Below are 22,724 nucleotides of genomic sequence, written 5' to 3' on the forward strand. Positions count from 1 at the left end.
AAATTCTTTATGTCTCTGTACCTCTGTGTTTTTAGAAATGTATTTACTCTTCGGCAATACTCTTCCACTGTCGCAGCAATCGCGCAACAAACCACATTGCTACAATCGTTACAGGGAAATTTATCCAAAAGCCTTTCAAAACATCTTCATCACCAATAAAGTCATACTCTTTAGTTAGTTCCGAACAAGCCCAAATAGAAAACACACACAATGGTATGATGCATGGAACTAACCAAACAAGAACATTTATATAAATCTTTGATTTCCCTTTGGGAAACTTCCGCACTATTTTTGTTTGGATAGTGGCAAACAATACAATAAAAGTTATTATCCAAAACAATAGTGCTGCCAGAAATACACCATAATGCAAAGGATAAGATACAGCATTAGCCAAGAGTATTGCAACAAAACTTCCCACAAACAGTATTATGCCTGTAGCAATAAAAGCAATAAGCCATGATTTTCCGCTGGTTACTCTATAAGAGAATATGGCAACCGATAAGTATAAAGAAAAACAGAAAAAGAACAAAATATAATCCGTAACACCTCTCAAATCCACATAAGCTTCACGGGCATGTTCGTATGCACTTAACAATTCTTTTTTGTAGAGGTATGGATAAGAGCCATCATAAACATACTTATTGTAAATATATGTAGAATGATCTACTGGAAAGAAAGGTGGGTTGTAAACTCTCTCAAACCATTCTGAAGCCAAAAGAGCATTCAGTTTGTGTTTCTTATGCAAGGCTTCAACTTCAAGCATCAAATCCATGATTTGATCTTTTCGTCCTTCACGAAGCCATTTTTCAACCTCCAAATGAATATCGCTTTTGTATGAGAAAAACAACAATGATGAACCGATATATCCATCAACAATTATAGGATATTCCGGAGCAGTATAATATTCTTCAATCCCATACCCCTCATACTCTTCATCATATTCATCAATCTCAACCTCAACTTCAACCTTTATTGGTTTAGTATAATCATAGTGGTATTCAAAATCAGATCTATTGTAATCATCAATTTCAATATCCATACCTTTAGGAATAGGGATAGGCTGATGATCTTCAGAATCATAGTCAAACCTATCATACCCGGAATTTTCACTTGGTGTTGAGATAAGCATATCTACTTTATTCAATGTGTTAATTGCGCTACCTATTTCTTCCAAAGAAGCCATGGAACGCCATTTTAAAATATGCCCTCCCATCATTGTTAATGGAGTACAACATATACCGATACTTATAATAAATATCATTACCCACTCCAGATACAATTGCGAGGTTTTGCGAGGATAAAACGAGCTTAACCCATTATTGCGGCTATAAAAAGCAAGCCAACCAATTAATAGCAATACTCCGATCAGGAAACTGAGTGTAAAATAATTATCTATATCCATACTGCTCAAAAAAGAATAATTATAATATTCTCTGATGGTATGCTGGGTAAGAATATAGCTTAATGCAAAAACAACAAGATGTACTATCAACAGTATCAGCATCATTGGAACAAAACGAGTGTTCCACACAAGCGGGTAATGCAATAACAGATATTTTTGAATCTTTTTTATCATAACTACTGTGTTTTACGAAAGGAAGAATCTACGGGTTGAGTTTGAGATGTTTCTAAAGTAGCTTATTGGGATGTTCTGTTCCAATATATATTGCTGAAAATCATTTTGGGTAACTGTTTCCGGGAAGATGGCAATATAGGTTCCGCCGTTCATCTGTAGTTTTTCGAGCCCCAACGCACTAAAGTATTCTTTTAGTTGTTCGATTTTCCACTCCGAGTCGAACTCTATTATCAGTTTACGAACATTGCTACATGCAACATCGGAATCCTCAATAACATTTTGTGGACTTCCGTTTTTCAGGAATATAACCTTATCCGATGTTTTCTCTACTTCATATAATTGCTGAGAGCTCAGTACAACAGCTATAGGACGATAGAGCGACTGTGCTATATCACGAAAATCGTCTAAAACGATCTGTTGTGCCAATATATCAAGATTAGCCAAAGGTTCATCAATCAGAAGCAATCTGGGATTACGCAAAAGCGCACGGGCCAGCTCGAAACGCATTTTGTAACCCGACGACAAATCTTTCCACTTGTAAGTACGGAACTTTCTTAATCCCATACGGGCAGTTATGAGTTCTGTTACAAGTATGTTTTCCTCACCGGTTATTCCGTAAGAGGCTGCGGTAAACCTCAGGTTAGATAATAATGATCCTTGCCATGAATTTGTGCGTTGTGGTATATAGATTAGTTTCGAACGCAAATCATAGTTATCTTTATAAGGGAAAGCATAGTTGATTTTTCCACTGGTTGGTTGCAACTCACCACAGAGCGACCTTAACAGTGTTGTTTTTCCGTTTCCATTTTCGCCTACCAAACCAATAATTTGTCCTTCGGATATTTCAAAGCTGATGGGTCCAAGGGCAAAGTTTGATTTTTCATAAGAGCGTATCAGGTTCTCAACTGTGAGTAATGATTCTTCACGCTTTACAATGGATTTCTTCTGCAACTCCTGGTATAGTTTATCCAGTATCTCAGTAAATTTGTTTTTCTGCGTTTCTACACTGTTGTTATTGTCTAACCAATCCAATAAACTCACTGTTTCTTTATAAAAGTCCAGGTTGCCAGTATCGAGAGTTAAATCGATTACCCGTTTTGTGAGGAGACTAAACTCTTCGAGGGCTACAAGCTTCCTGACTTCATCAAACATACTGTTGAATGTAATCATAAAAAGATAATAGATTAAACAAAAAAAGGCTATCCGGTACACGGATAACCTTCTATATAATGATTGTTATTACTTTACATTTATGAGCAGCGCAATACCTGTCCTATTCTGAGTGTTGTGCGTGTAGTAATACGGTTTAGTTTACACAATGTACTAACCGATACTCCTCTTTGAGCTGCAATCTTAGATAAGCTGTCGCCACTCTTAACTTTGTGATATCTGATAACTCCATCTCCATCGGCAACCAATGTTCCTGATCCTGCTCCTGGCTTAGCTCTTCCTCGCATATTGAAGGTATAATTATCAGCTACAATATCTTGTTTTTCAAAATCGAACAGCAATGACGGATTAATAGCTACTCCAAGGAAACGGGTTTCAAAATGGAGATGCGACCCTGTTGAACGTCCGGTGTTACCACCTAAGCCAATAATCTCACCTGCTTTTACATATTGATCTTCTTCTACCAATTGTTCGGAAAGGTGTCCATATACTGTTTCAAGCCCATTTGCATGACGTATAATTATATATTTGCCATAACCTTTTTTCCGTCCCTGATCTTTAACAATACGTACTTTACCATCAAAAGCAGCAACAATGGTATCGCCTACATACACTTTCACGTCTAACCCATTATGCATTCTTCTTCTACGGGGTCCGAATTTTGATGTAATACGTGTACTGGTTGTTGGCATACAGAAGCCGGTGAGGTCTATTTTATGCGATTCGGGAATGGTTACTCCACTGTAGTTGTGTAGCGTAACATTGTTCCATTCGGGATATAAATCGAAGGCGGGGTAAGCAGCTTGTTCGGCTAATATTTGCTTGTGTAATGCCAGTGAGTCTACACTTTTAAGTTTTTTGTCGATGGGTGCCTGACGTGCTATTAAGTCTTGTGAAAAAGAATTTAAGCTTAATAATGCCGTGGCGGCAATCAGTCCTGTTTTAATCCAATTAAAATTCATTCGCTTCATGTTCATTTAATATTCGTCACTTGCATATAGGTAATCAAATGTTGCCTGCTTGTAATCGAATATTTCATCAGGTTTAAAAAATCGGGTTAATTCAACAGCAGCGGTTTCGGGCGAATCGGATGTATGAACTATATTTTCCTGAAAGCTCATACAGTAGTTACCCCGGATAGTTCCCGGTGCTGCCAGACGTCCGTTTGTTGGCCCAGCTAAAGCCCGGACAGCCTGAATAGCATCTACTCCTTCATAGCAGCATACAATGACTGGTGTTACCATCATTGCATCTTTTACTCGTTGAAAAAAGGGTTTTTCTTTTAGGTGGGAATAGTGCTCGCTTAGAACCTCATCATTCAGTTGCATCATTTTCATACCGGCCAATCTTAGACCTTTATGTTCAAAAATACGGGTAATTTCTCCTACCAGTCCTCTTTGCAGAGTACTAGGCTTTAAAATAACCAGTGTCTTTTCTATCATAATCTTCCTGTATTGAAAGGTTCAAACTGTTGTTCTAATTTTAAAAAGTCGGTCAAAGATAATATTTCTATTTGAAAAAAGGCATATATTATTAACTTTTTTTCCATTTTATCGGTGAACAAAATGAATAATTCACATTGAGGAGGTAGAGTGAGGTAAAGGAGATAAAGGAGATAAAGTACCATGCGGCATCGAAAACTTTACCTCACTTTACCTCCTTTACCTCACTTTACCTCCTCACTTTATCAACTAATCGAAGCCCAGTTGACATTTGTTTTCCGAAGCGCTTTCAGCTGTTTCCATAATACCTGATTGGTTGGAGATGTAGCATCGGGATCATTGTCTACTATCTTCTGGGCAATATCACGTACATATTGTAGCAATTGTCCATCTTTGGCTATGTTGGCTATCTTAAGATCGAATGCAATACCGCTTTGTTTGGTTCCTTCGAGGTCGCCGGGGCCTCGCAGTTTCAAATCGGCTTCGGCTATTTCGAAACCATCGTTTGTGCGTACCATAATCTCTAACCTTTTGCGGGTTTCCTCGGTTAGTTTATAGCTTGTTACAAGAATACAGTAAGATTGATCGGCACCACGCCCTACCCTTCCGCGCAACTGATGAAGTTGCGAAAGTCCAAAGCGTTCGGCGTTCTCAATTACCATGACAGATGCGTTGGGTACATTTACTCCTACTTCGATTACTGTAGTGGCAACCATAATCTTGGCTTCGCCGGATACAAACAGTTGCATTTGTTCGTCTTTCTCGGCAGCTTTCATTTTACCGTGTACCTTACATATCTTATAATCGGGGAATTCACTCGATATCAGTTCGTATCCTTCTTCCAGATTTTTCAGATCAATCTTTTCACTTTCTTTTATCAAAGGGTACACAATATATATCTGACGCCCCGCCTCAATCTGTTTATGAATAAATTGAAAAAGACTCTCGCGGCGGTTATCAAATTGATGCCGGGTTTCTATTGGCTTTCTTCCGGGTGGCAGTTCATCTATTACAGATACATCCAGATCACCATATACTGTCATGGCCAATGTACGGGGAATAGGTGTTGCAGTCATTACCAATACATGCGGTGGATTTACGTTTTTCATCCACAGGCGGGCACGTTGGGCAACGCCAAACCGGTGCTGTTCATCAACCACTACCAAACCTAAAGACGAGAAATTTACAGTATCCTCTATAACAGCATGGGTGCCGATAAGTATATGAATATCGCCTGTTAACAACCCTTTGTGAATAGCTTCCCTCTTTTTCCCTTTGATGGAACCGGTTAATAACTCAACCCGTATATCCATACCAAACAAAAATTCCTTGATGGTTTCGAAATGTTGATTGGCTAGTATTTCGGTAGGTGCCATCATACAAGCCTGATAGCCATTGTCAAGGGCAATGAGCATACTCATCAGTGCTACAAGGGTTTTTCCGCTACCTACATCTCCTTGCAACAAACGGTTCATTTGTTTGCCGCAACCTGTATCGTAACGAATTTCTTTCAACACTCTTTTCTGGGCATTGGTTAGTGCAAAGGGGAGGTTTTGTGAGTAAAAGGTATTAAATATTTTTCCTACAGACTTAAATACAAATCCGCGGTACTTCTTTTGGCGATCGCGCGAATAGCGCAGAATATTTAATTGTATATAGAATAATTCTTCAAACTTAAACCGGTACTGAGCCTTCCGAAGCATTTCGGGATTAGAGGGAAAATGAATATTCCACATAGCCTCGGTAAGAGACATCAGATGATGCTCGGCTATCAATTCGTCCGACAATGTTTCCGGGAGGGGTCCTTGCATCTGTTGAAGAACTGTGGACATCATTTTTTGTATCGCATGCGAGTTTAAGAAACTTCGCTTCATCTTCTCGGTGGTATTATAATAAGGTTGCAACCCCATAGAAGATAGTGAAAGTTCGGAAGCATTGTCTATATCAGGATGGGCAATATTGATTCTACCATTAAATGCGGTAGGTTTGCCAAAAACAATGTATTTTGTTCCTATTTTATATTTATTGAGAATGTATTTTATTCCCTGAAACCATACCAGGTCTACCACACCGGTGCCATCGGAAAAGTGAGCAATCAGGCGCCGCTGACGTCCTTCGCCTAATGTTTCGAAACCCAGTATTTCTCCTTTCAACTGAATATAGGGCATATTACCGTCGATTTCGTGAACATAGTAAATCCGGCTACGGTCAACGTATTTATAAGGGAAATAATAAAGTAAGTCGTGTAAGGAGTAGACTTCTAATTCCTTATTCAGTAAAGCCGCTTTTTGTGGCCCTACTCCCGAGAGGTATTTTATATCGCGTGTACTTAAATCGAACATTCCAATAGTGCATTGGCTATTTTCAGGTCAAACGGTGTAGTTATTTTAATGTTTTCGCGGTTTCCTTCCGTCAGATGTATGGCTATTCCTATTGCTTCTACTACAGAGGCATCGTCGGTGAACGCATCGGTATATGGTTGATTGTAGGCTTGCTTTAAAAGAGTACTATTGAATACCTGCGGGGTTTGAACCAGTTTGTACTGATCCCGGTTTACTGTAATACTGCCGGCATCTTCTATTTTCCGAACTGTTTCAACAACTCCGATAACAGGAACTACAGCTTTGTGTTTGGCAGCTAAAGTATAACAGTTTTCAATAACCTGCTGTGATACAAAAGGACGAACACCATCGTGCACACCAACTAAGCCATCATTATCTACATACTGTAATCCGTTTTTCACGGAGTGATAGCGTGTTTCGCCTCCATCGGCTATTATATGAGGAATAGCAAAATTATGTTCCTTGCATAACCCCTTCCAATACTCCTGTTGCGAAAGGGGTAATACAAGAATTATTTTAATATCCTTATTATATAGATAAAAGGCTTCGATTGTGTACATCAGTACTGGTTTACCCGTACCAATGGGAATAAATTGCTTGGGTAATTCTCCTCCCATGCGTAACCCTTTGCCACCGGCAACAATCAAAGCGTATTTCATCATAATTATTTAATACACATTGCTTCAACAAGTTCGGCAACCTTTTCTTTACCACAAAGTTTATCAACAACAGTCAAAGCGAAGTCCATAGCAGCACCCGGGCCTTTGCCTGTTATAATGTTGCCATCCACTTCTACCATTTCTCCGGTACAGTTAGCGCCTTCCATATATTGTTCGAAGCCGGGATAGCAGGTTACGGTCTTTCCCTTAGCTAGTCCAAGTTTTCCAAACACCATAGGAGCGGCACAGATGGCTGCTACCGGTTTATTGGCTTTAAAGAATTCTGTAACAAGTGCTTTCAAACCTTCGTGATTAGATAATGTACCTGCACCGGGCATTCCACCAGGAAGCAACAATAGATCTGCATCAGCAAAATCATTATCTTTAAAGAAAGAATCGCATACAACAGGAACATCATGAGCGCCCATAACAACTTCTTTGTCTGTTATACTAACCATTTCTACATTCAGGCTGGCGCGTCTTAAAACATCAATTGATGTGAGGGCTTCGATTTCTTCGAAACCGTCAGCAAAGAAAACATAAATAGTACTCATAAGCCAATTTTTTTATTTACGATTAGACGATTAAACTATTTAAATTCAAATATATAAGTAATCGTCCCCATTTGGTTATCTACCCTGTTCACAGCGTTGAAGCGTGCTTTTTTGGCTGCTTCTTCGGCTGCTTTGCGTAATTGGGGGTTAACCGTATTTGTTAATCTGTTAATGCTGGTAGCTACCACGTAGCCTCCGGGATTAACAGTTATATTTACTACAACTTTTCCTTCTTCCTGAAGGTTAACTACCGGAACAGGTAATTTACCACCACCAAATAAAGAACGTCCATCCAAATCAAAACCACTAGAACCTCCACTTTTTGCATTCGATGAATTGTCTGATGGGGTTCCTGTTGGTGTGCCTTGAATACCTTCGCCTGTGGTTTGTCCACGGCTACCCATTTCCGAACCTTTGTTAAAAGCACCTGTCACAAGTTTATTGGCTGCTTCGGCTGCTGCTTTTCTTTCTTTCTCGGCTTTCTCTTCTTGCAATCGTTTAGCCTCGGCTGCTTTTTCGGCAGCTGTTTTCTCCGGTTTGGGTTTTTCTTCCGTTTTCTTGGGTTCAACAACTACGGTTTCTTCTTCGGTCTGGGTAATAAGATCCTGTTCGGATGGAAGTTCGGGAGTAACTCCTTCGTTTGGTTGCGATATCACATCTACCTCTACAAGGGTTGAAGGTTCAACTGCTCCTAAGGCTTCTTCTGCATTACCCATTACTACTTGTACCCCACTCTCCTCCTCTCTTTCGGGAGCAGTGATAACCATAAAGAGCAAAAGAGCAATAATAGCCACATGCACCAGTACTGCACCGATCATTCCTATGTATTTCCCTTTCTGATCTCTCATTATTTTTTCTCCGGTGGTCGTGTAGCCAACACCATTTTAAACTGGTTTTCGTTAGCTATATTCAATACTTTAACAATCTCTCTGTATGGAACAGATTCGTCGGCATACAGTGCAATATACATTTCGGGTTCTTTCAAAGCCGAGCTTTGAAGAAAGAAAGTCAGGTCTTCCTCAGCAAGCGCTTGCTCTTTCTCATTACCGAAAGCTGCAAAATAGTTAAGATCTTTGTCTATAATTACCCGTGTTAACGGTTTTGCCGAAGTTTGTTGCTTTCCTTGTGGTAACAGAACCTTGATGGCATTTGGCGATACTACTGTTGAAGTTATCATAAAGAAGATAAGCAACAGAAAGATAACATCCGTCATTGATGCCATACTGAAAGCAGGTGATATTTTATTTCTTCGTTTTAGCATTTTTTGAGTATTGAGTGGTGAGTGGTGAGTTATGAGTGGTGAGTTATGAGTTAAAGAATCATGCGGCATCGTTAACTCATAACTCAAAACTCATAACTCATTACTTCCTTGCCGGTTCATTAAGTAAATCCATGAAAGCCATTGTTTTGGATTCCATTTTGTTTACTACTCCATTAACCAGGGTTACTAAGTAGTTATAGGCAAACATGGCGATGATACCTACAATCAAACCTCCTACAGTGGTAATCATTGCTTCGTAAATACCACCCGATAGAACAGTTATATCAATATTGTTTCCGGCACTGGCCATTTCGTAAAAGGCGCGTACCATACCGGTTACTGTTCCAAGGAAACCAATCATAGGAGCACCTCCGGAGATGGTTGCCATAATAGTAAGTCCTTTTTCCAGTTTAGCTACCTCCATGTTACCTACATTTTCGATAGCTGCCTGAATATCGTTTACCGGACGTCCTAAACGGTTGATTCCTTTTTCAATCATCCGGGCCGACGGGGTATTTACCCGTTCACAATAATTGAGTGCCGATTTAATTTCGCCACTAAGCATATAGTCTTTAATACGATCCATAAAGTCGGGATCTTCTTTTCCGGCTTTACGAATCACATAGATTCTTTCGAATAAGATATAAAAGCAGATTACCGATAGTACAGCCAGTACAATCATTATCCATCCTCCCTTTATTGCCATATCGAGCATATTCATTTTTTCGGGAGTTACCGGTGTTAGTATCGGATTTTCAGTAGCTAAGGAGTCAGCTAGGTTTGTGCCCACCTGGGCCAGCATGATTAACAGATTCATTTAGTTAGGCATTTTTTATATTCTTGAATAGTTTTTTCTAACCCCAGATAAAGCGCATCACTAATCAGTGCATGGCCAATGGATACTTCGTCCAACCAGGGGATATTAACATATAAATAGTTCAGATTTTCCAGGCTCAGATCATGTCCGGCATTCAATCCCATTCCTAAGCTACGGGTAATTTTTGCTGCTTCAACAAAAGGCATCAGTGCTTCTTCCGGGTTTTTAGGATAAGCAGTGGCGTAAGGCTCGGTATATAACTCTACCCTATCAGCTCCGGCTTTTGCAGCATATTCAATCATTTCCTTATCGGGTGCTACAAAAACGGATGTACGGATATGGGCACTTTTAAATATGTCTAATACTTCGGTTAGCAATTCTACATTCTTTTTAGTATCCCATCCGGAATTCGATGTAATTTGTGCAGGTAAATCGGGCACCAATGTTACCTGATTGGGTTTTACTTTTAATACAAGGTCGATAAACTCTTTATCGGGATAGCCTTCGATATTAAATTCGGTTCTAAGCAAAGGGCGAAGTTCGTACACATCGCTTCTGCGTATATGTCTTTCGTCGGGTCTGGGATGAACGGTTATACCTTCGGCACCAAACTTTTCACAGTCTAATGCTACCTGAACCACATTTGGCACATTACCCCCACGGGCATTGCGTAAAGTCGCCACTTTGTTTATGTTTACACTTAATTTGGTCATATTCATCAAAGATTCACATCAAAATTACAAAATTTTCTTTACCAGGGAGTATATATACAAAAAAAATCCCACTTTTGCACTAAATTACATTGCAAATGTAATATGAATTATGTGATTTACGATTGAAATTAGGCTTATTTACCATTTTCACAAATCAAAATTATATGCGGTTTGCCATTTTTGGAAATACTTACCAGGCTCAGAAAGCCTTTCACACAAGAACCTTGCTCAAAGCACTTGAAAGCAGGGATGCAGAAATATTTATTGCCAGAGACTTTTATGAGTTTCTGGTATCTGAACTTAAATTAAACATAAAGGCAACCGGATTGTTTGATGAAAACAATTTCGATGCTGATATGGTAATCTGCATTGGTGGCGATGGTACTTTCCTCAAAGCAGCAAACCGGGTAGGCCGAAAAGGAATCCCCATTCTGGGAATCAATACAGGCCGATTGGGTTTTCTGGCGGATGTTTCGCCGGAAGAAATTGAGTCGACCATTGACGATATTTACCAGCAGCATTATACTATCGAAGAAAAAAGTGTTATTCAATTGGTGTGCGAGGATAATAAAATACTCCAAACGTCTCCTTATGCCTTAAATGAAATTGCGGTATTGAAACGTGATAGTTCGTCAATGATCACTATTCATACTTCTATTAATGGTGAAAATCTTATTACTTATCAGGCAGATGGTTTGATTCTGGCAACACCTACAGGCTCTACTGCTTATTCGTTGAGTGTTGGTGGCCCTATCTTAGTACCTCAACTAAATGCAATTACCATTACTCCGGTTGCTCCGCATAGTTTAAATGTTCGTCCTGTAGTTATCCGGGATGATTGGGAAATTACTTTAGACATTGAAAGCCGCAACCACAGTTTCTTAGTAGCTATTGATGGCCGGAATGAGACTTTGAAGGATAGTAATATTTTGACTATAAGAAAAGCTGATTATATGATTAAAGTTGTAAAAAGAGCTGATCAAAGCTTTTTTAAAACACTAAGGGGTAAGATGATGTGGGGGATTGACAGTAGAGACGCAATGCATTGCGTCTCCACAGAATAACCTAGAATCACAAATAAAATTTATCAAGAAATTTATCCATACAACTCCTCCAACTCCAATTTCTTAATCCTCGACCGGATTGCCCCATTAGTACGTTCAAAGTGTACTGCCATTTCAGCAACACTTACACCATTGCAATACATGATAGTAAGTTCATCATCTAACTCGGTAGTCCAGGGCTCATATGCTTTTTTATGAATTGTTCTCTGTCTTTGAGGGATAAGTGGTGTTAAGTTTCCGGTTCGATAAATTTCATCTCCCAATACCTTAATGTTATCGGTTGGTAATGTTACAAGTGGTATCAACTCATCTGGTAAATAAAGTAAATTCTGGGCACGGGTAACAGCCACATACAGCAAATTTATTTCTTCATTTAGCTTTGCAGGGCTGATAGGTTCCTCATTTTCTCGCTCAGCTTCTTGTATTTGCTCTTCTTTTATAAAATCTGGTGTGAGTTCCACACAATCGTATTCCATACCTTTGCAGCGATGTACTGTCGAGAATATTACTTCTGCCTCATGTTTATCCTCATCGCTTACATGCTTACCTTTTAGTTCTTCCAATATCTGCGGCATTCGTCTGCCGTATTTTTTTACCATGTGCACCATCATTGATAACTGCATATCGCCTGTATTATCAATATACTCTTCCAGTTCGGCCATGCTTTTCATTGCACGAATCAATTTATCTCTGATTCGTTCCGGTTTGTTTAAGTACAGATTAAGGATATCATACAATGATGCACCTTCATCAGCATAAGTGTACGAATTTATATTGCCTTCAAAATATATTTTCTTTACTTTACCCGATTCAATGGCATATTCAATAGCTTTCAGTAATAATCCTTGGTTGGTTCGGCCAATTACAGCTTTCGATGTGGTAGCTTGATTGTTGCCTTTACCTGTTATTTGTATGGATACAGGATTCCCGATATACGATTTCCAACCCAGATAGGTCATGGCCAGGTTTGCTAAATTCTGATTGAAACGGAAACTTACCGATAAATCGAAAGTACGAAAATCGACTTTCTCCATAGAGTTAACGGCAAATCTCCAGGCATATATTTGTTGATGAGTATCGCCCACAATAACTTTAATGGCCTTATCTTGTTTCAAAAACACATCGAGCATAGCAGGTGAAGCGTCCTGCCCTTCATCAAATAAAATATAGTCGTAAGGAAGTAAGGGAGATGATAATTGAAATTGCTTCAAATAAAAATCGTGGGTTATTTCGATTTCACCTTTATACATAAGAGCCAGATACTCACGAGTTTTTTCCAGAATAAATTTATAACGGAACTTTACATAACCTCTTGCTTTTTCGTCCGAAACAATATCCAGATAATTGAGTTCACTAACCTTATTTTTATTGCTGTTACAAAAGTAGGCTGCATATTTATCTACATGACTAGCTACAATGTAAGCATCTAGTCGACCAATCTTCTTGGTTAGCTCCAATATTTCTGCAATCTCGTGACTTTTATATCCGTTTTTCTTAATCTTATAGCCTCTTCCATATACAACATAACTATATGCCAATGAGTGGGCTGTTTCTACCCTAACATTAGCCACTCCTAAATTACTGAATTTATAAACGGCCTCATTCTTTACCGATTTATTGAAAGCCAGATATAGGATTCTGCTGGTAGGGCGCGCTTTGGCATATTCTATTATCGTTGTTGTTTTTCCGGATCCCGCAACAGCATTTATCTTTATATTACCTGTAGACTGAATAATAGCTAATTGTTGTGGTGTTAATGTCATCTGATTGTTTTTTCGATTAATCTGACAACAAACTTAGATAAAATCTTCGATTTATAAAAACATTCACCACAGTACACAGAGGACACAGAGTTTGTTTTTTCCTCTGTGTCCTCTGTACTCTATTCATAGGTTTCTTTTGTTTTTTTATTTTTTGATCCTCCCAGTGGCACCGATACCCCCAGATACACATTTGCATTCTTCGTACTGTCTCCCAGATACATATAATCTGTAGCCAGGAATAACGGTCCAACCTTTACTCCCAACCCAAAAGTTTTTAACCCGCTTTGAAGTAACGAGTAGCTAAATGTTGCATTAAACCAACTTTTCGGACGATAGTTTGCTGATAGGGTTATTTCCGATAATGTTTTTGGGTTTCCAAAGCGGGTTACAGATAAGAGTCCTGCACTTAATTTATTATTCAAAAAAGCATATTCGCCACCAACAACAAAAGTTGCTGCCAATGAAGTTGTACGCGATTTAGAGCCTACTATTTCATAGCCCGGCAACTCCAGATCGAATATTCCATCGCTACCCAAATAACCAGTACCATCATAATCTACACGGAAATCTTTTGCTGCTTTTCCACTGGTGGTTGAACCTGCGCTCCATGATATAAAACCCAGATCGAGCAAAGATGCAGATACGGTAAGATTATCTAATACGCGGTAGGTAGCTCCTAAATCTAAACCTGCACCATAGCCCGCAAAACCAAATTTATCGAAATCAATATCATCAATATATTCCTTGCCATCGTCTTCGTCAATAGAAGTTTCCAAGTCCATACCCGACATAGATACATCAATATGTCCCTTACTGCGAATCTCGGTGTAGGTACCACCTTCGTCGATGTAAAGCTGATCAAGCTTAATCTCAGCATTAGCAATTCCTAAAAGAAACTTTACCTTAGCACCTACAGTAAGTTTGTCAGTTATAATTCTGGAATAGCCCACACCAACTTCGGTATATGCATTGAGGTTGACTGATTGATTACGAATATCATAAACGCCCGTTTTTCCAACTCCTTCGTTATAGAAATCGCGTGCATATTCAAACATCCCTTTGGGTATTGATGCGCCTATATCAGTACGTAAACCAATATTTGCACTCCAAAAGCCTTTGCCTTTATAAAAACCAAAAGAAATTATATCCGTGTTTAAATTTACATTCAAACGGTTATCTTCTTTTAATCGGTTATACATTTTAGAACGGTTGTAGAATTCGTCTTCCGAATCAATAAAAGTTGTTATATCGCTTACACTAATAGCATTTGTTGATGCCGATACATTTAATGCTCCGATAGCCAGAATGTCAACAAATCCTTTTGTTGGACGCAATGCTGGGTTTAATTGAATTCTTTGTGATGCACCTTCCATGAAATAGGAAGTACGAGAATACTGTGCCGACGCATAAAAAGAGACGAATAGCACCAAAAACGTAGTGATTGTTTTCTTCATTTTCATAATATATTTTTTATTTATTCACTATTTTTTAGATTTCGGGTGCAAACATAAGAAAAAACCATTATTTATGTAACAAAACAGGCTTTTAAATACTTAAATGTAAAACAGGAGTGTTTGGGGTTACCTCCTTTACATTCTGACTTGAACCATAATACAGGGTATTAAGAAAATAAACACAATTGGTAATCAAAGACTTACAGTACCAACAGTTTTTTACCTGTGAGAAAAAAGTATCACGCCTGTGGTACAAAAGTATCATAGGCAAGATACAAAAGTGCCACAGGCAAGATACAAAAGTGCCACAGGGAAGATACAAAAGTATCTTAGGGAAGAGTATTTAGCGTTTCAATATTTATTCGTAAATAGACCTCTTTTCTTCCTTCACCTTACCCACATTATGTAATTCTTTCCTAACCACATCGAAAGACACTTCTTCCTGCGGATTAAACTCCGATGATTCCATATACTTCATCAAACTATAACGCAACTGACGGGCTACAGGGCGAGACTCCAATTGACTCGACAAATCGGAACTGCTTACTAACAGTTTTCCCTTTCCGGCTTTGGCCTCGAATACCAATCCCAGATTCCGGTTCTTATAGAAGTTATCAACCATACGGATAATAGGTTGCATGTTCTGTTTCAAGCCATCCAGTTCCATTGTCTTTGCATTTTTGCAGATATCCCACCATTGCCAGTTGCTGTGCATTTCGGTGGGGAAGTGTGCCAATGCCGGATGCGACGGATCGCAAAGTACACCCATTGTTCCCGGCTGATTGGGGAAATGAACCGGGCTCCAGAATACCTGTACAAACTTTCCTTCCAGTCCGTTGATATCCTCCTTTTTAGGATTAAGCAGTACTTTTTTACCTTGTTGAAGCGCTTTCTCTGCCTCGGCAAAGCTTTGGGTATAGAAAACTTCGTTACCTGCTGCTGGAATATCCTGCGGATATACCCACAAATCCCATGAGTTCTGATAATCGGTTCCTTTGAATTTCACAGATAGCGTTAGTTTATCAGCTGTAGTAACCGTATTTAACGGAACAGAGATGTTACCTAGTTTAAATCCGTTTCCTATAGCTACATCTTGTTTGTTTAATTCGCCTTTTGCTATAACCGTTCCGGTTGGATTGCTTAAACTCCATTCCGGTTGAATGCCACTTATTGCCCTATTGCTGAAATTAGCCACCTCGAATGCGGCTTCAAAGGTTTCATTATTCATATAAGTTGCCTTTGCAAATCGTACCAAAGGTACTACAGGTGCACAAAAACGACGGAACTCTTCGGGGGTAATTAATCCTTTGCTTTCCCAGAAAGCATCAATAATACCTACAAGCGCGGTACCTTGCCCGGGGAAGTCGTGTAAATCCAATAACTGGAAGCCACTGAAACCGGGAGTTTTAAGTGCCCGTTCTATTTCCTCTTTATACAGAATAACGGCTAGTTTACCACTTGCCTTTAAATTATCTTCTGCCAGATGCAAACGGCCTTTCTTTTCCAGGTCCTTTGCTACGGCTTTGAAGTTTAATGGCATAAGGTTACCTGTGTATTTATCAATCTCTTTCAGGTTAGGGAATACACTGTACTGACCTATTTCGTGGGTAATCAACGGAACAGGCAATCCCTGAATAGATGCAGAATAATCCATATTGAAGCCGGCCGGCTGATCATCGAATATACCCTGACCGCGAACCCAACCATTGTTTGTCCACTGGGTAACCCAGAAGTCATCGTTTGGTTCAGGCCATCCGCCATGTCCCTGTTCAAAGGTGAAAGAAGTAGTCATATACAGATGCCGGTTATCGCGTTCCTTTATATTGGTAAGTAATTTATCCATTGCAGTAAAGTCGCCTTGCAGTTCGTTACCCAAACTCCAGAAGCAGAACGACGGATGGTTTCCGTATTCTTTCATAATGCGGTTGGCCTCATCATAGAGGAAATTCATTGTTGGTTCGTCTTTGCCTACAGTCAACACCCACAATGGAAGTTCTACTTGTAGGTAGAATCCCATGCGGTCGGCTACCTCAAAAGCTGCTTTAGGAGGGCACCATGAATGGAAGCGGATATGGTTTAATCCGTAATCGCGTGCAGCATTGAATACCTTTTCCCATCCGGCTTTATCGGTTGGTGGATAGCCTTTCAATGGGAAGATACAGCATTCTAACGTTCCGCGAAGGAATATTCTGTTGCCGTTTATTTGTAACAGTGCATTGTTGTTGGTTAGTTTTCGCATACCAAAGGTTTCGCTCTTAGAGTCAATGCCGTTATCTGATTCTAATGTAGCAGTTGCTTCGTAGATATTGGGATTGAATTCATCCCACAACAATGGGTCTTTGATAGCATACTCAAAGCTTGTTTCCTTTCCATCAACTTGTACTTTTACAGCAGGTAATGTTTTTCCGGATGGACTTTTTACTGTTAACTGCATCTGTCCTGATACGGGCGAAGATACTTTTACGGCTACATTTACTTTGGCATTGTCTACATCGGGAGTTAGCCGTAATTCCTGAATATATGCTTTTTCCTTTACCGTTAGTGCTATTTGCCCCAAAATACCGTTCCACATGGTTTGTGTATCGTTGGTATAGGCATGGGCAAGGTCTCTCACAGAGATATCGTGTTGCTTACTGTTATCAATACGGATGGCAAGGATGTTACTTTTGCCTGGTTCAAGGTATTCGCCCAAATCGAAATAGTGCGGGGTGCTCAAACTTTGGTTAAAGCCTTCTACCTTCTTGCCGTTTATCCATACCTGCGAGTTCCATATCACCCGTTCAAGGGTAAGAATTATATTACAGTTTGCCCAATCGGTTGGAATAGTTATTTCTCTTTTGTACCAAGCCACACCTACATAATCGTACTTGCGTTTCAGGTTGAGGAATATTTCTTTCTCCATCACTGGTTCAAGGGTACAGGGAGTACCATATCCGGCATCGCAAAGGGTTCCGGGAAGGGTTATTTTATCCTGAAAAGTTTGCTCGTACCATTTCTCGGTTATGCCACGGTCGAGGCTATCGAGTGCTACTTCCCACTGACCGGACAGATTGATTTCATTCGCGGGTTGAGTGCACGACACTGCTATTGAAGCAATGATGCTTAATACAAGGAGAATCTTACTTTTTTTCATATAGCTTTATTTTATAATTTCCATTCGGTTTCTACTTTTATATTCTTGTCCTTTACCCGGATAATCAATGGGTAACAAAGGTGTGTGGGATATTTCTCATTAACCCGTTCGTTGCCCGGCGGTATACCCGGAGCTTCTCCGGTGATGATTTCGAATGTTTGGTTTTCGGGTAGCCGGATAATCAGTTCCGTACTTCCTGTTTTACAACTAACGGGTGCCGATGCTGTTCGGGTTTCTGCTTTTGTTATATAGTTGTAAACCGGGGCATCGTTCAGTGTAATTGGTTTCCCTGTTGCTGCAAAGATAGGTTTATCTGTTAATATCAATACATAATCGTATGTATGTTTATCTGTAGAGCGGGCGGTGAATACATCTGTTAGTTTGTTCTTTTTCAGGGTGAGTTGCCTGTCCATCTCTATGCCCGGATATGCATCGGACGATGCTGCACGAACCTGTCCCCCATCGCGGGTGGCTTTAAATGAAACCAGTTTTCCAATTGTTTCGCGTTGGTCTTTGGCATCAACAGTAAGGGTGCTGTGCGATAAGGTTTTCCGATACCAACGGGTGAAAGCAGGTACTCCGTAGGCCGATGTACCCATATCAGACACAACTTCTTTCTCTCCATTGTGTATGGAAATAGAGAGTTGTTTGTTGCTCCAGCCTTGGGGAACAAAGATATTGTCTTTTTCATACCAAGCAGCACCGCTGTATTCAAAGAGGCGGGTCAACCGGATGGAGGTCATATCCTGTGTTTTGTAACCTTTCCCGGCTTGGTCGGTTGAGCCGGGAAGCACAATTGTTTCGGGTAGCTTGCTTACCAGGTTGCTGCCTTTTACTGGTATGCTTACGTTCATGGGGTCGAGCTTAAAGTTCCATATCCCGTTCAGGGGGATGCTCTCGCGTTGTGCTGTTTGGGGTTGCATGTGGCAACAACAGGCCAGGAATAATAGGAGGAGGAGGTATCTGGGCATATTGATTGGTTATATAATTTTGATAAATATTCTTTCATAAAGATGCCGCATGGAACTCCTCTCCCTAGAGGGGAGAGGTGCCCATAGGGCGGAGAGGGGGGTAAATACCACAGCCAAGTTTCCAAGCGGGTGGTTTTACTCCCCGCCCCGGCCTGAAGGCCACCCCGCCCCTCAAGGGCGGGGAATTCCATGCGGCATATTACAATTTAAAATCCTCTGTCTTGTATTACATTCTCAATTCACTCCATTTCTCCCACAAACGTCACTATAGATTTAGGCGCTATCACCATTTCGTCCAAACTCACTGCTGTACCTTTTTGCAGATTCGATGTTTCGGAAGTTATATAAGGTATCAGTGTGTTGTTTTTCAACTTCTTATCTATATCAAGTTTGCAGGTGGTTTCTTTATCGCTTGCATTAATGGCTACTATCACAAGTTTACCGGTTGAGGTATCTTTATAGGCACTTACCATTACATTTGTTGCAGCCTGTTCATGGTTCTGGTTCTCTATTTGTATGCGTTTCATGCCGGGCCGGATGAAGAACGAATAATTGCCCAACGCCCACATTAATTTGGATGAACGTGCAAAACCATCGTACTTACAGTATCCGGTATCCTGACTGCCGGTGCCGTTTCCATCGTCCAGATAAATAAGACCGTCTTTAAAATCGGCACGGGTAAGTGCTGTCCACCATTGCCACGACGAGGCATTGGCTACCACCAAATCGTTATGGATGATACGTGCCACAAAGATTGCAGTTTGCATTCCCAAGTCGCGCTTACCTCCGCTACCGCCGGGTAACTCGCTTTCGCCCGGTTGTTCAAGGATACAGTATTCGGTTTGCCAGTATTTTAAACCGGGATATTGTTTTATACGGGCATTCAGTTTACGGCGATACTCCACCTGATCGGCCACCGGCCATACCGAGAAGTAACTGTGACCTGTAATAACCTGCTCAACATTGGGCAAAGAAGCTATGCAAAGAGGAGAAGCAGGGTCCCAGAAATCGCTCACCTGATTGTCGCGGGTTTCGTTGTTTACATCCTCATAGAGGTAATTAATAACTGCGGCTTCGCCTAGGGCGATGGTTGTATTCAACTTTCTTTCGCTAAGTTTTTTCGATAACAGTGAAGTGAAATCGTACAGCTCCCGGTTTGTGGCCGGGGTACCTTCTTGCGAAGCTTTACCGTTTCCTTTCTCCATCCAATCCCATTGCGGTTCGTTTATCGGACTTAGATAGTTGAAGGTTATGCCTTCGTTTTTTTGCAGATTCTCTATGCAATCTACCAAAAAATCGGCGTACCGGGGCAGCATTCCTTCTTTTATATTCAGGTATTCTTTTTGTGGTGAAAAGGCTTTCCCGTTAATCGTCATGTGTACGGGTGGGCTGATGGTGAAGGCAAGGTACTTTTCAACTCCCCGCTTACGGGCAGCTTGCAGAAACCAGCGTTGTCCTTCCTGTTTTTGCCAGTTATATGTTCCGTCGGGGTTCTGGAAACATTCGCCCCGGCGCCACTCGTCGTATATATCGCTTTCCTCGCCTTGTTCGGTGCTTCCTGCACCGAGATAAAAGCGCCAAATGGATAGCCCTATACCGCGGGGATTTCCTTTTTCGTCGACCTCGCTACTGAATAGCATGTCGGCTATGGCATTCTTTTTTTCTTCGGGCCAGTATTTTCCTACCATCTGGCAACGCCAGGCATCGGATGCACCAAAGCCATCCATGGTTTGTAGTTCCTGCTCTGCATTTATTTTAATGGTATGTATTCCGGTGTAAACGGGTGGTGGCGGATTCTTAACTTTCGACCCGCAAGCAGTGAATGTTATCACCATTCCTACTATTACCAGGGCTATTGAGCTAATTTTATAGTGCATTGTTGTTCTATTGATTATTGCTTTTGTTTGGTATCCCGATAGCTTTCGTTTTAAATGCTTATTGCTTTTATTTGGGAACACCCGGGTGTACACCCTTTGTACACCCGGGTCTACGGGCCTTGTACACCCGGGTGTTAGTGGCTTGTACACCCAGGTGTACAGAGGTTGTACACCCGGGTCTACCCAAACAAAAGCTATTGCATTAGTAATTGGGATTCTGTGTTATTTTACCCGAACTGCGGTCTATTTCCGATTGCGGGATAGGCCATAACAGATGCTTATTAATGTCGAAGTTGATACCTTTATTCTGCAACTCTTTCAAGTTGGTGGTTTCGTACTCGTCGGTAGATTGGGTTGTGTTGTAGCGTATAAAGCTACCATTTGCCCCCATTAAGCTGGCAATCACCGGTTTTTGGGTATCCGGATCAATCTGGCGACGTATGTCGTACAGGCGTATGTCTTCGAAAGCAAGTTCCATACGGCGTTCTTTCCAGATGGCACGTAACAGGTCGTTGCCGGTTACTGTTCCTTTTTTAGGAGCCAGATTAACCCTTGCACGTACAACGTCCATATCGTTAGCTGCCTGATCGAAGTTGTTTTGATAGTAAGCAGCCTCTGCTCTTGTTAAATACATCTCGGCCAAACGTAGTACGGGTACATTAAGTGGAGCATGGAAACGTTTATCTTCCAATGCGCGGCGGGTAGCTACAGGAAGGTAGAACTTACGGATAATACGGCCCGATTTGTTCTGTGCCAGATCAAAGATGTGTGTAGGATTGTCTACTTCGTCTCCATAGGCTGCCTCGCCACAGCGGGTAATGGTACTACGCCGGCGTATATCATCTTTTTCACTGATGTAGCAGTTTTCCAGATCGCTGGTAGGGGTTCCCCATCCCCAACCGTCCATCACATCGTCTGTGCTATTGCTGGGGAAGTTCTCTTTTTTCTCGCCACGGGCGCCTGTAAATGTACACAGCTCGTTGCCCTGCCATATACTGCTCGAAATGGTAATAGGATGAGTTTGCATCTCCAATATAGACTCTACACCGTTGTGATTGTTAACATCCCATATATTCACAAAGTTGGGTTCCAGTGTATAGCCACTGTTAACAATGGTTGTGTCGGCATAGTGGTAGGCTTGTTGCCATTTGCTTTGGAACAAACTTACACGTGCCAGCATTGCAGTACAAGCCCATTTATTTACCCGGCCTACATCGGTTGATCCGTATGATGCTTTTACACGGGGGATGGCTGCCTTAAGGTCGCTTTCAATCTGCGCATATATTTCCTCTTTACTTACACGTTCTTTGTTCATCTCGCTTGTTGAGAGGGTGGTAAGAATCAAGGGTACGCCACCAAAGTTATTTACCAGGTGATAGTAATTGTATGCACGCATAAACAATGCTTCGCCTACCAATTGATCTTTTTGTGCTTCGGAAACAGGGGCACCGGGTATGTTGTTAATTGCCAGATTGCAAGCAGAGATATTTTCGAATCGTTTTGCAAACTCGGTGCTGAGGTATCCCATCCGGTTGGGAGCTATAAGGTAATGTGCAGCCGGTTGAAAGCTGGATGCATCTTGTCCGGTGTTACCCATCCACGCGTCGTCGGTAGCAGTTTCGTTGGCAAGGCGTGTGGCCTGGTATTCCCAGTTGTTTATCATAAACGCACTTCGGTACAGGTCGTTTACAAACACCTGACACTCTTCGGCTGTTTGAAAGTAATTATCGAGGTTCTGGGTTCCGCGTTCATCGTGTTCGATGAAGTCATCGCAGGCAAACAGTCCCATGGTTACAATCAGGGCGGAGAATATTATCTTTTTCATAAGTTTTTGAGTTTTTGAGTTTTTAAGTTTTTAAGTTTGTGAGTTTGTGAGTTTTTAAGTTTGTGAGTTTTTGAGTTTAAGCTTAAATCCTTAAAAACTCAAA

18 protein-coding genes are annotated in these 22,724 nt (G+C 40.9%); 1 reads left to right on the forward strand and 17 read right to left on the reverse strand.

Annotation, left to right across the window (positions count from 1 at the left end):
• Positions 1-43: 43 nt before the first annotated feature.
• The 11 genes from D0T85_RS06870 to D0T85_RS06920 form a co-directional block, all read right to left on the reverse strand.
• Complete coding sequence (locus tag D0T85_RS06870; protein WP_163211585.1) at positions 44-1,576, reverse strand: hypothetical protein; 1,533 nt, start codon at positions 1,574-1,576, stop codon at positions 44-46.
• 12 nt (positions 1,577-1,588) lie between these two features.
• Positions 1,589-2,746, reverse strand: coding sequence for an ATP-binding cassette domain-containing protein (locus tag D0T85_RS06875; protein ID WP_163211587.1), 1,158 nt, complete (start codon positions 2,744-2,746; stop codon positions 1,589-1,591).
• Between the two features lie 80 nt (positions 2,747-2,826).
• A complete protein-coding gene (locus D0T85_RS06880) occupies positions 2,827-3,708 on the reverse strand; it encodes a M23 family metallopeptidase (protein WP_163211887.1) in 882 nt (293 codons plus the stop codon).
• A gap of 15 nt (positions 3,709-3,723) precedes the next feature.
• Entirely contained in the window at positions 3,724-4,188 is a 465-nt protein-coding gene (gene ndk, locus D0T85_RS06885; protein WP_163211589.1) for a nucleoside-diphosphate kinase, read from the reverse strand.
• Positions 4,189-4,433: 245 nt separating this feature from the next.
• Positions 4,434-6,530 (reverse strand): ATP-dependent DNA helicase RecG, encoded by a 2,097-nt coding sequence (gene recG / locus D0T85_RS06890; protein ID WP_163211591.1) that lies wholly within the window; start codon positions 6,528-6,530, stop codon positions 4,434-4,436.
• A complete protein-coding gene (locus D0T85_RS06895; RefSeq protein ID WP_163211593.1) occupies positions 6,518-7,192 on the reverse strand; it encodes a 2-C-methyl-D-erythritol 4-phosphate cytidylyltransferase in 675 nt (224 codons plus the stop codon). The genes recG and D0T85_RS06895 overlap by 13 nt, the downstream gene beginning before the upstream one ends.
• Before the next feature lie 2 nt (positions 7,193-7,194).
• Positions 7,195-7,743 (reverse strand): DJ-1 family glyoxalase III, encoded by a 549-nt coding sequence (locus tag D0T85_RS06900; RefSeq protein WP_163211595.1) that lies wholly within the window; start codon positions 7,741-7,743, stop codon positions 7,195-7,197.
• 35 nt (positions 7,744-7,778) lie between these two features.
• A complete protein-coding gene (locus tag D0T85_RS06905) occupies positions 7,779-8,591 on the reverse strand; it encodes a TonB family protein (protein WP_239060658.1) in 813 nt (270 codons plus the stop codon).
• Positions 8,591-9,004: a biopolymer transporter ExbD gene (locus D0T85_RS06910; protein ID WP_163211598.1), complete on the reverse strand. Its 414-nt coding sequence runs from the start codon at positions 9,002-9,004 to the stop codon at positions 8,591-8,593. The genes D0T85_RS06905 and D0T85_RS06910 overlap by 1 nt, the downstream gene beginning before the upstream one ends.
• A 100-nt stretch (positions 9,005-9,104) precedes the next feature.
• Positions 9,105-9,821 (reverse strand): MotA/TolQ/ExbB proton channel family protein, encoded by a 717-nt coding sequence (locus tag D0T85_RS06915; protein ID WP_163211600.1) that lies wholly within the window; start codon positions 9,819-9,821, stop codon positions 9,105-9,107.
• The gene (locus D0T85_RS06920) at positions 9,818-10,534 is read right to left on the reverse strand and encodes a pyridoxine 5'-phosphate synthase (RefSeq protein WP_163211602.1); all 717 of its coding nucleotides are present in this window, start codon (positions 10,532-10,534) and stop codon (positions 9,818-9,820) included. The genes D0T85_RS06915 and D0T85_RS06920 overlap by 4 nt, the downstream gene beginning before the upstream one ends.
• 164 nt (positions 10,535-10,698) lie before the next feature.
• Between D0T85_RS06920 and D0T85_RS06925 the strand changes: the two genes are divergently transcribed.
• Complete coding sequence (locus tag D0T85_RS06925; protein WP_163211604.1) at positions 10,699-11,598, forward strand: NAD kinase; 900 nt, start codon at positions 10,699-10,701, stop codon at positions 11,596-11,598.
• Between the two features lie 32 nt (positions 11,599-11,630).
• Here D0T85_RS06925 and D0T85_RS06930 read toward each other — a convergent pair whose 3' ends face one another.
• The 6 genes from D0T85_RS06930 to D0T85_RS06955 form a co-directional block, all read right to left on the reverse strand.
• Complete coding sequence (locus tag D0T85_RS06930) at positions 11,631-13,361, reverse strand: UvrD-helicase domain-containing protein (RefSeq protein ID WP_163211606.1); 1,731 nt, start codon at positions 13,359-13,361, stop codon at positions 11,631-11,633.
• 119 nt (positions 13,362-13,480) lie between these two features.
• Positions 13,481-14,821: a DUF5723 family protein gene (locus D0T85_RS06935; RefSeq protein ID WP_370459935.1), complete on the reverse strand. Its 1,341-nt coding sequence runs from the start codon at positions 14,819-14,821 to the stop codon at positions 13,481-13,483.
• Between the two features lie 352 nt (positions 14,822-15,173).
• A complete protein-coding gene (locus D0T85_RS06940) occupies positions 15,174-17,948 on the reverse strand; it encodes a glycoside hydrolase family 2 protein (RefSeq protein WP_163211608.1) in 2,775 nt (924 codons plus the stop codon).
• Positions 17,949-17,959: 11 nt separating this feature from the next.
• Complete coding sequence (locus tag D0T85_RS06945) at positions 17,960-18,919, reverse strand: heparinase II/III family protein (RefSeq protein WP_239060659.1); 960 nt, start codon at positions 18,917-18,919, stop codon at positions 17,960-17,962.
• Between the two features lie 239 nt (positions 18,920-19,158).
• Positions 19,159-20,796 carry a glycoside hydrolase gene (locus D0T85_RS06950; protein WP_163211610.1) on the reverse strand — a complete coding sequence of 546 codons (1,638 nt, stop codon included), beginning with the start codon at positions 20,794-20,796 and terminating at the stop codon, positions 19,159-19,161.
• Positions 20,797-20,998: 202 nt separating this feature from the next.
• Entirely contained in the window at positions 20,999-22,621 is a 1,623-nt protein-coding gene (locus D0T85_RS06955) for a RagB/SusD family nutrient uptake outer membrane protein (protein ID WP_163211612.1), read from the reverse strand.
• Positions 22,622-22,724: the final 103 nt, after the last annotated feature.

The organism is Bacteroides sp. 519, assembly GCF_010500955.1.
In the GTDB taxonomy this organism is placed as follows: Bacteria; Bacteroidota; Bacteroidia; order Bacteroidales; family Bacteroidaceae; genus Bacteroides.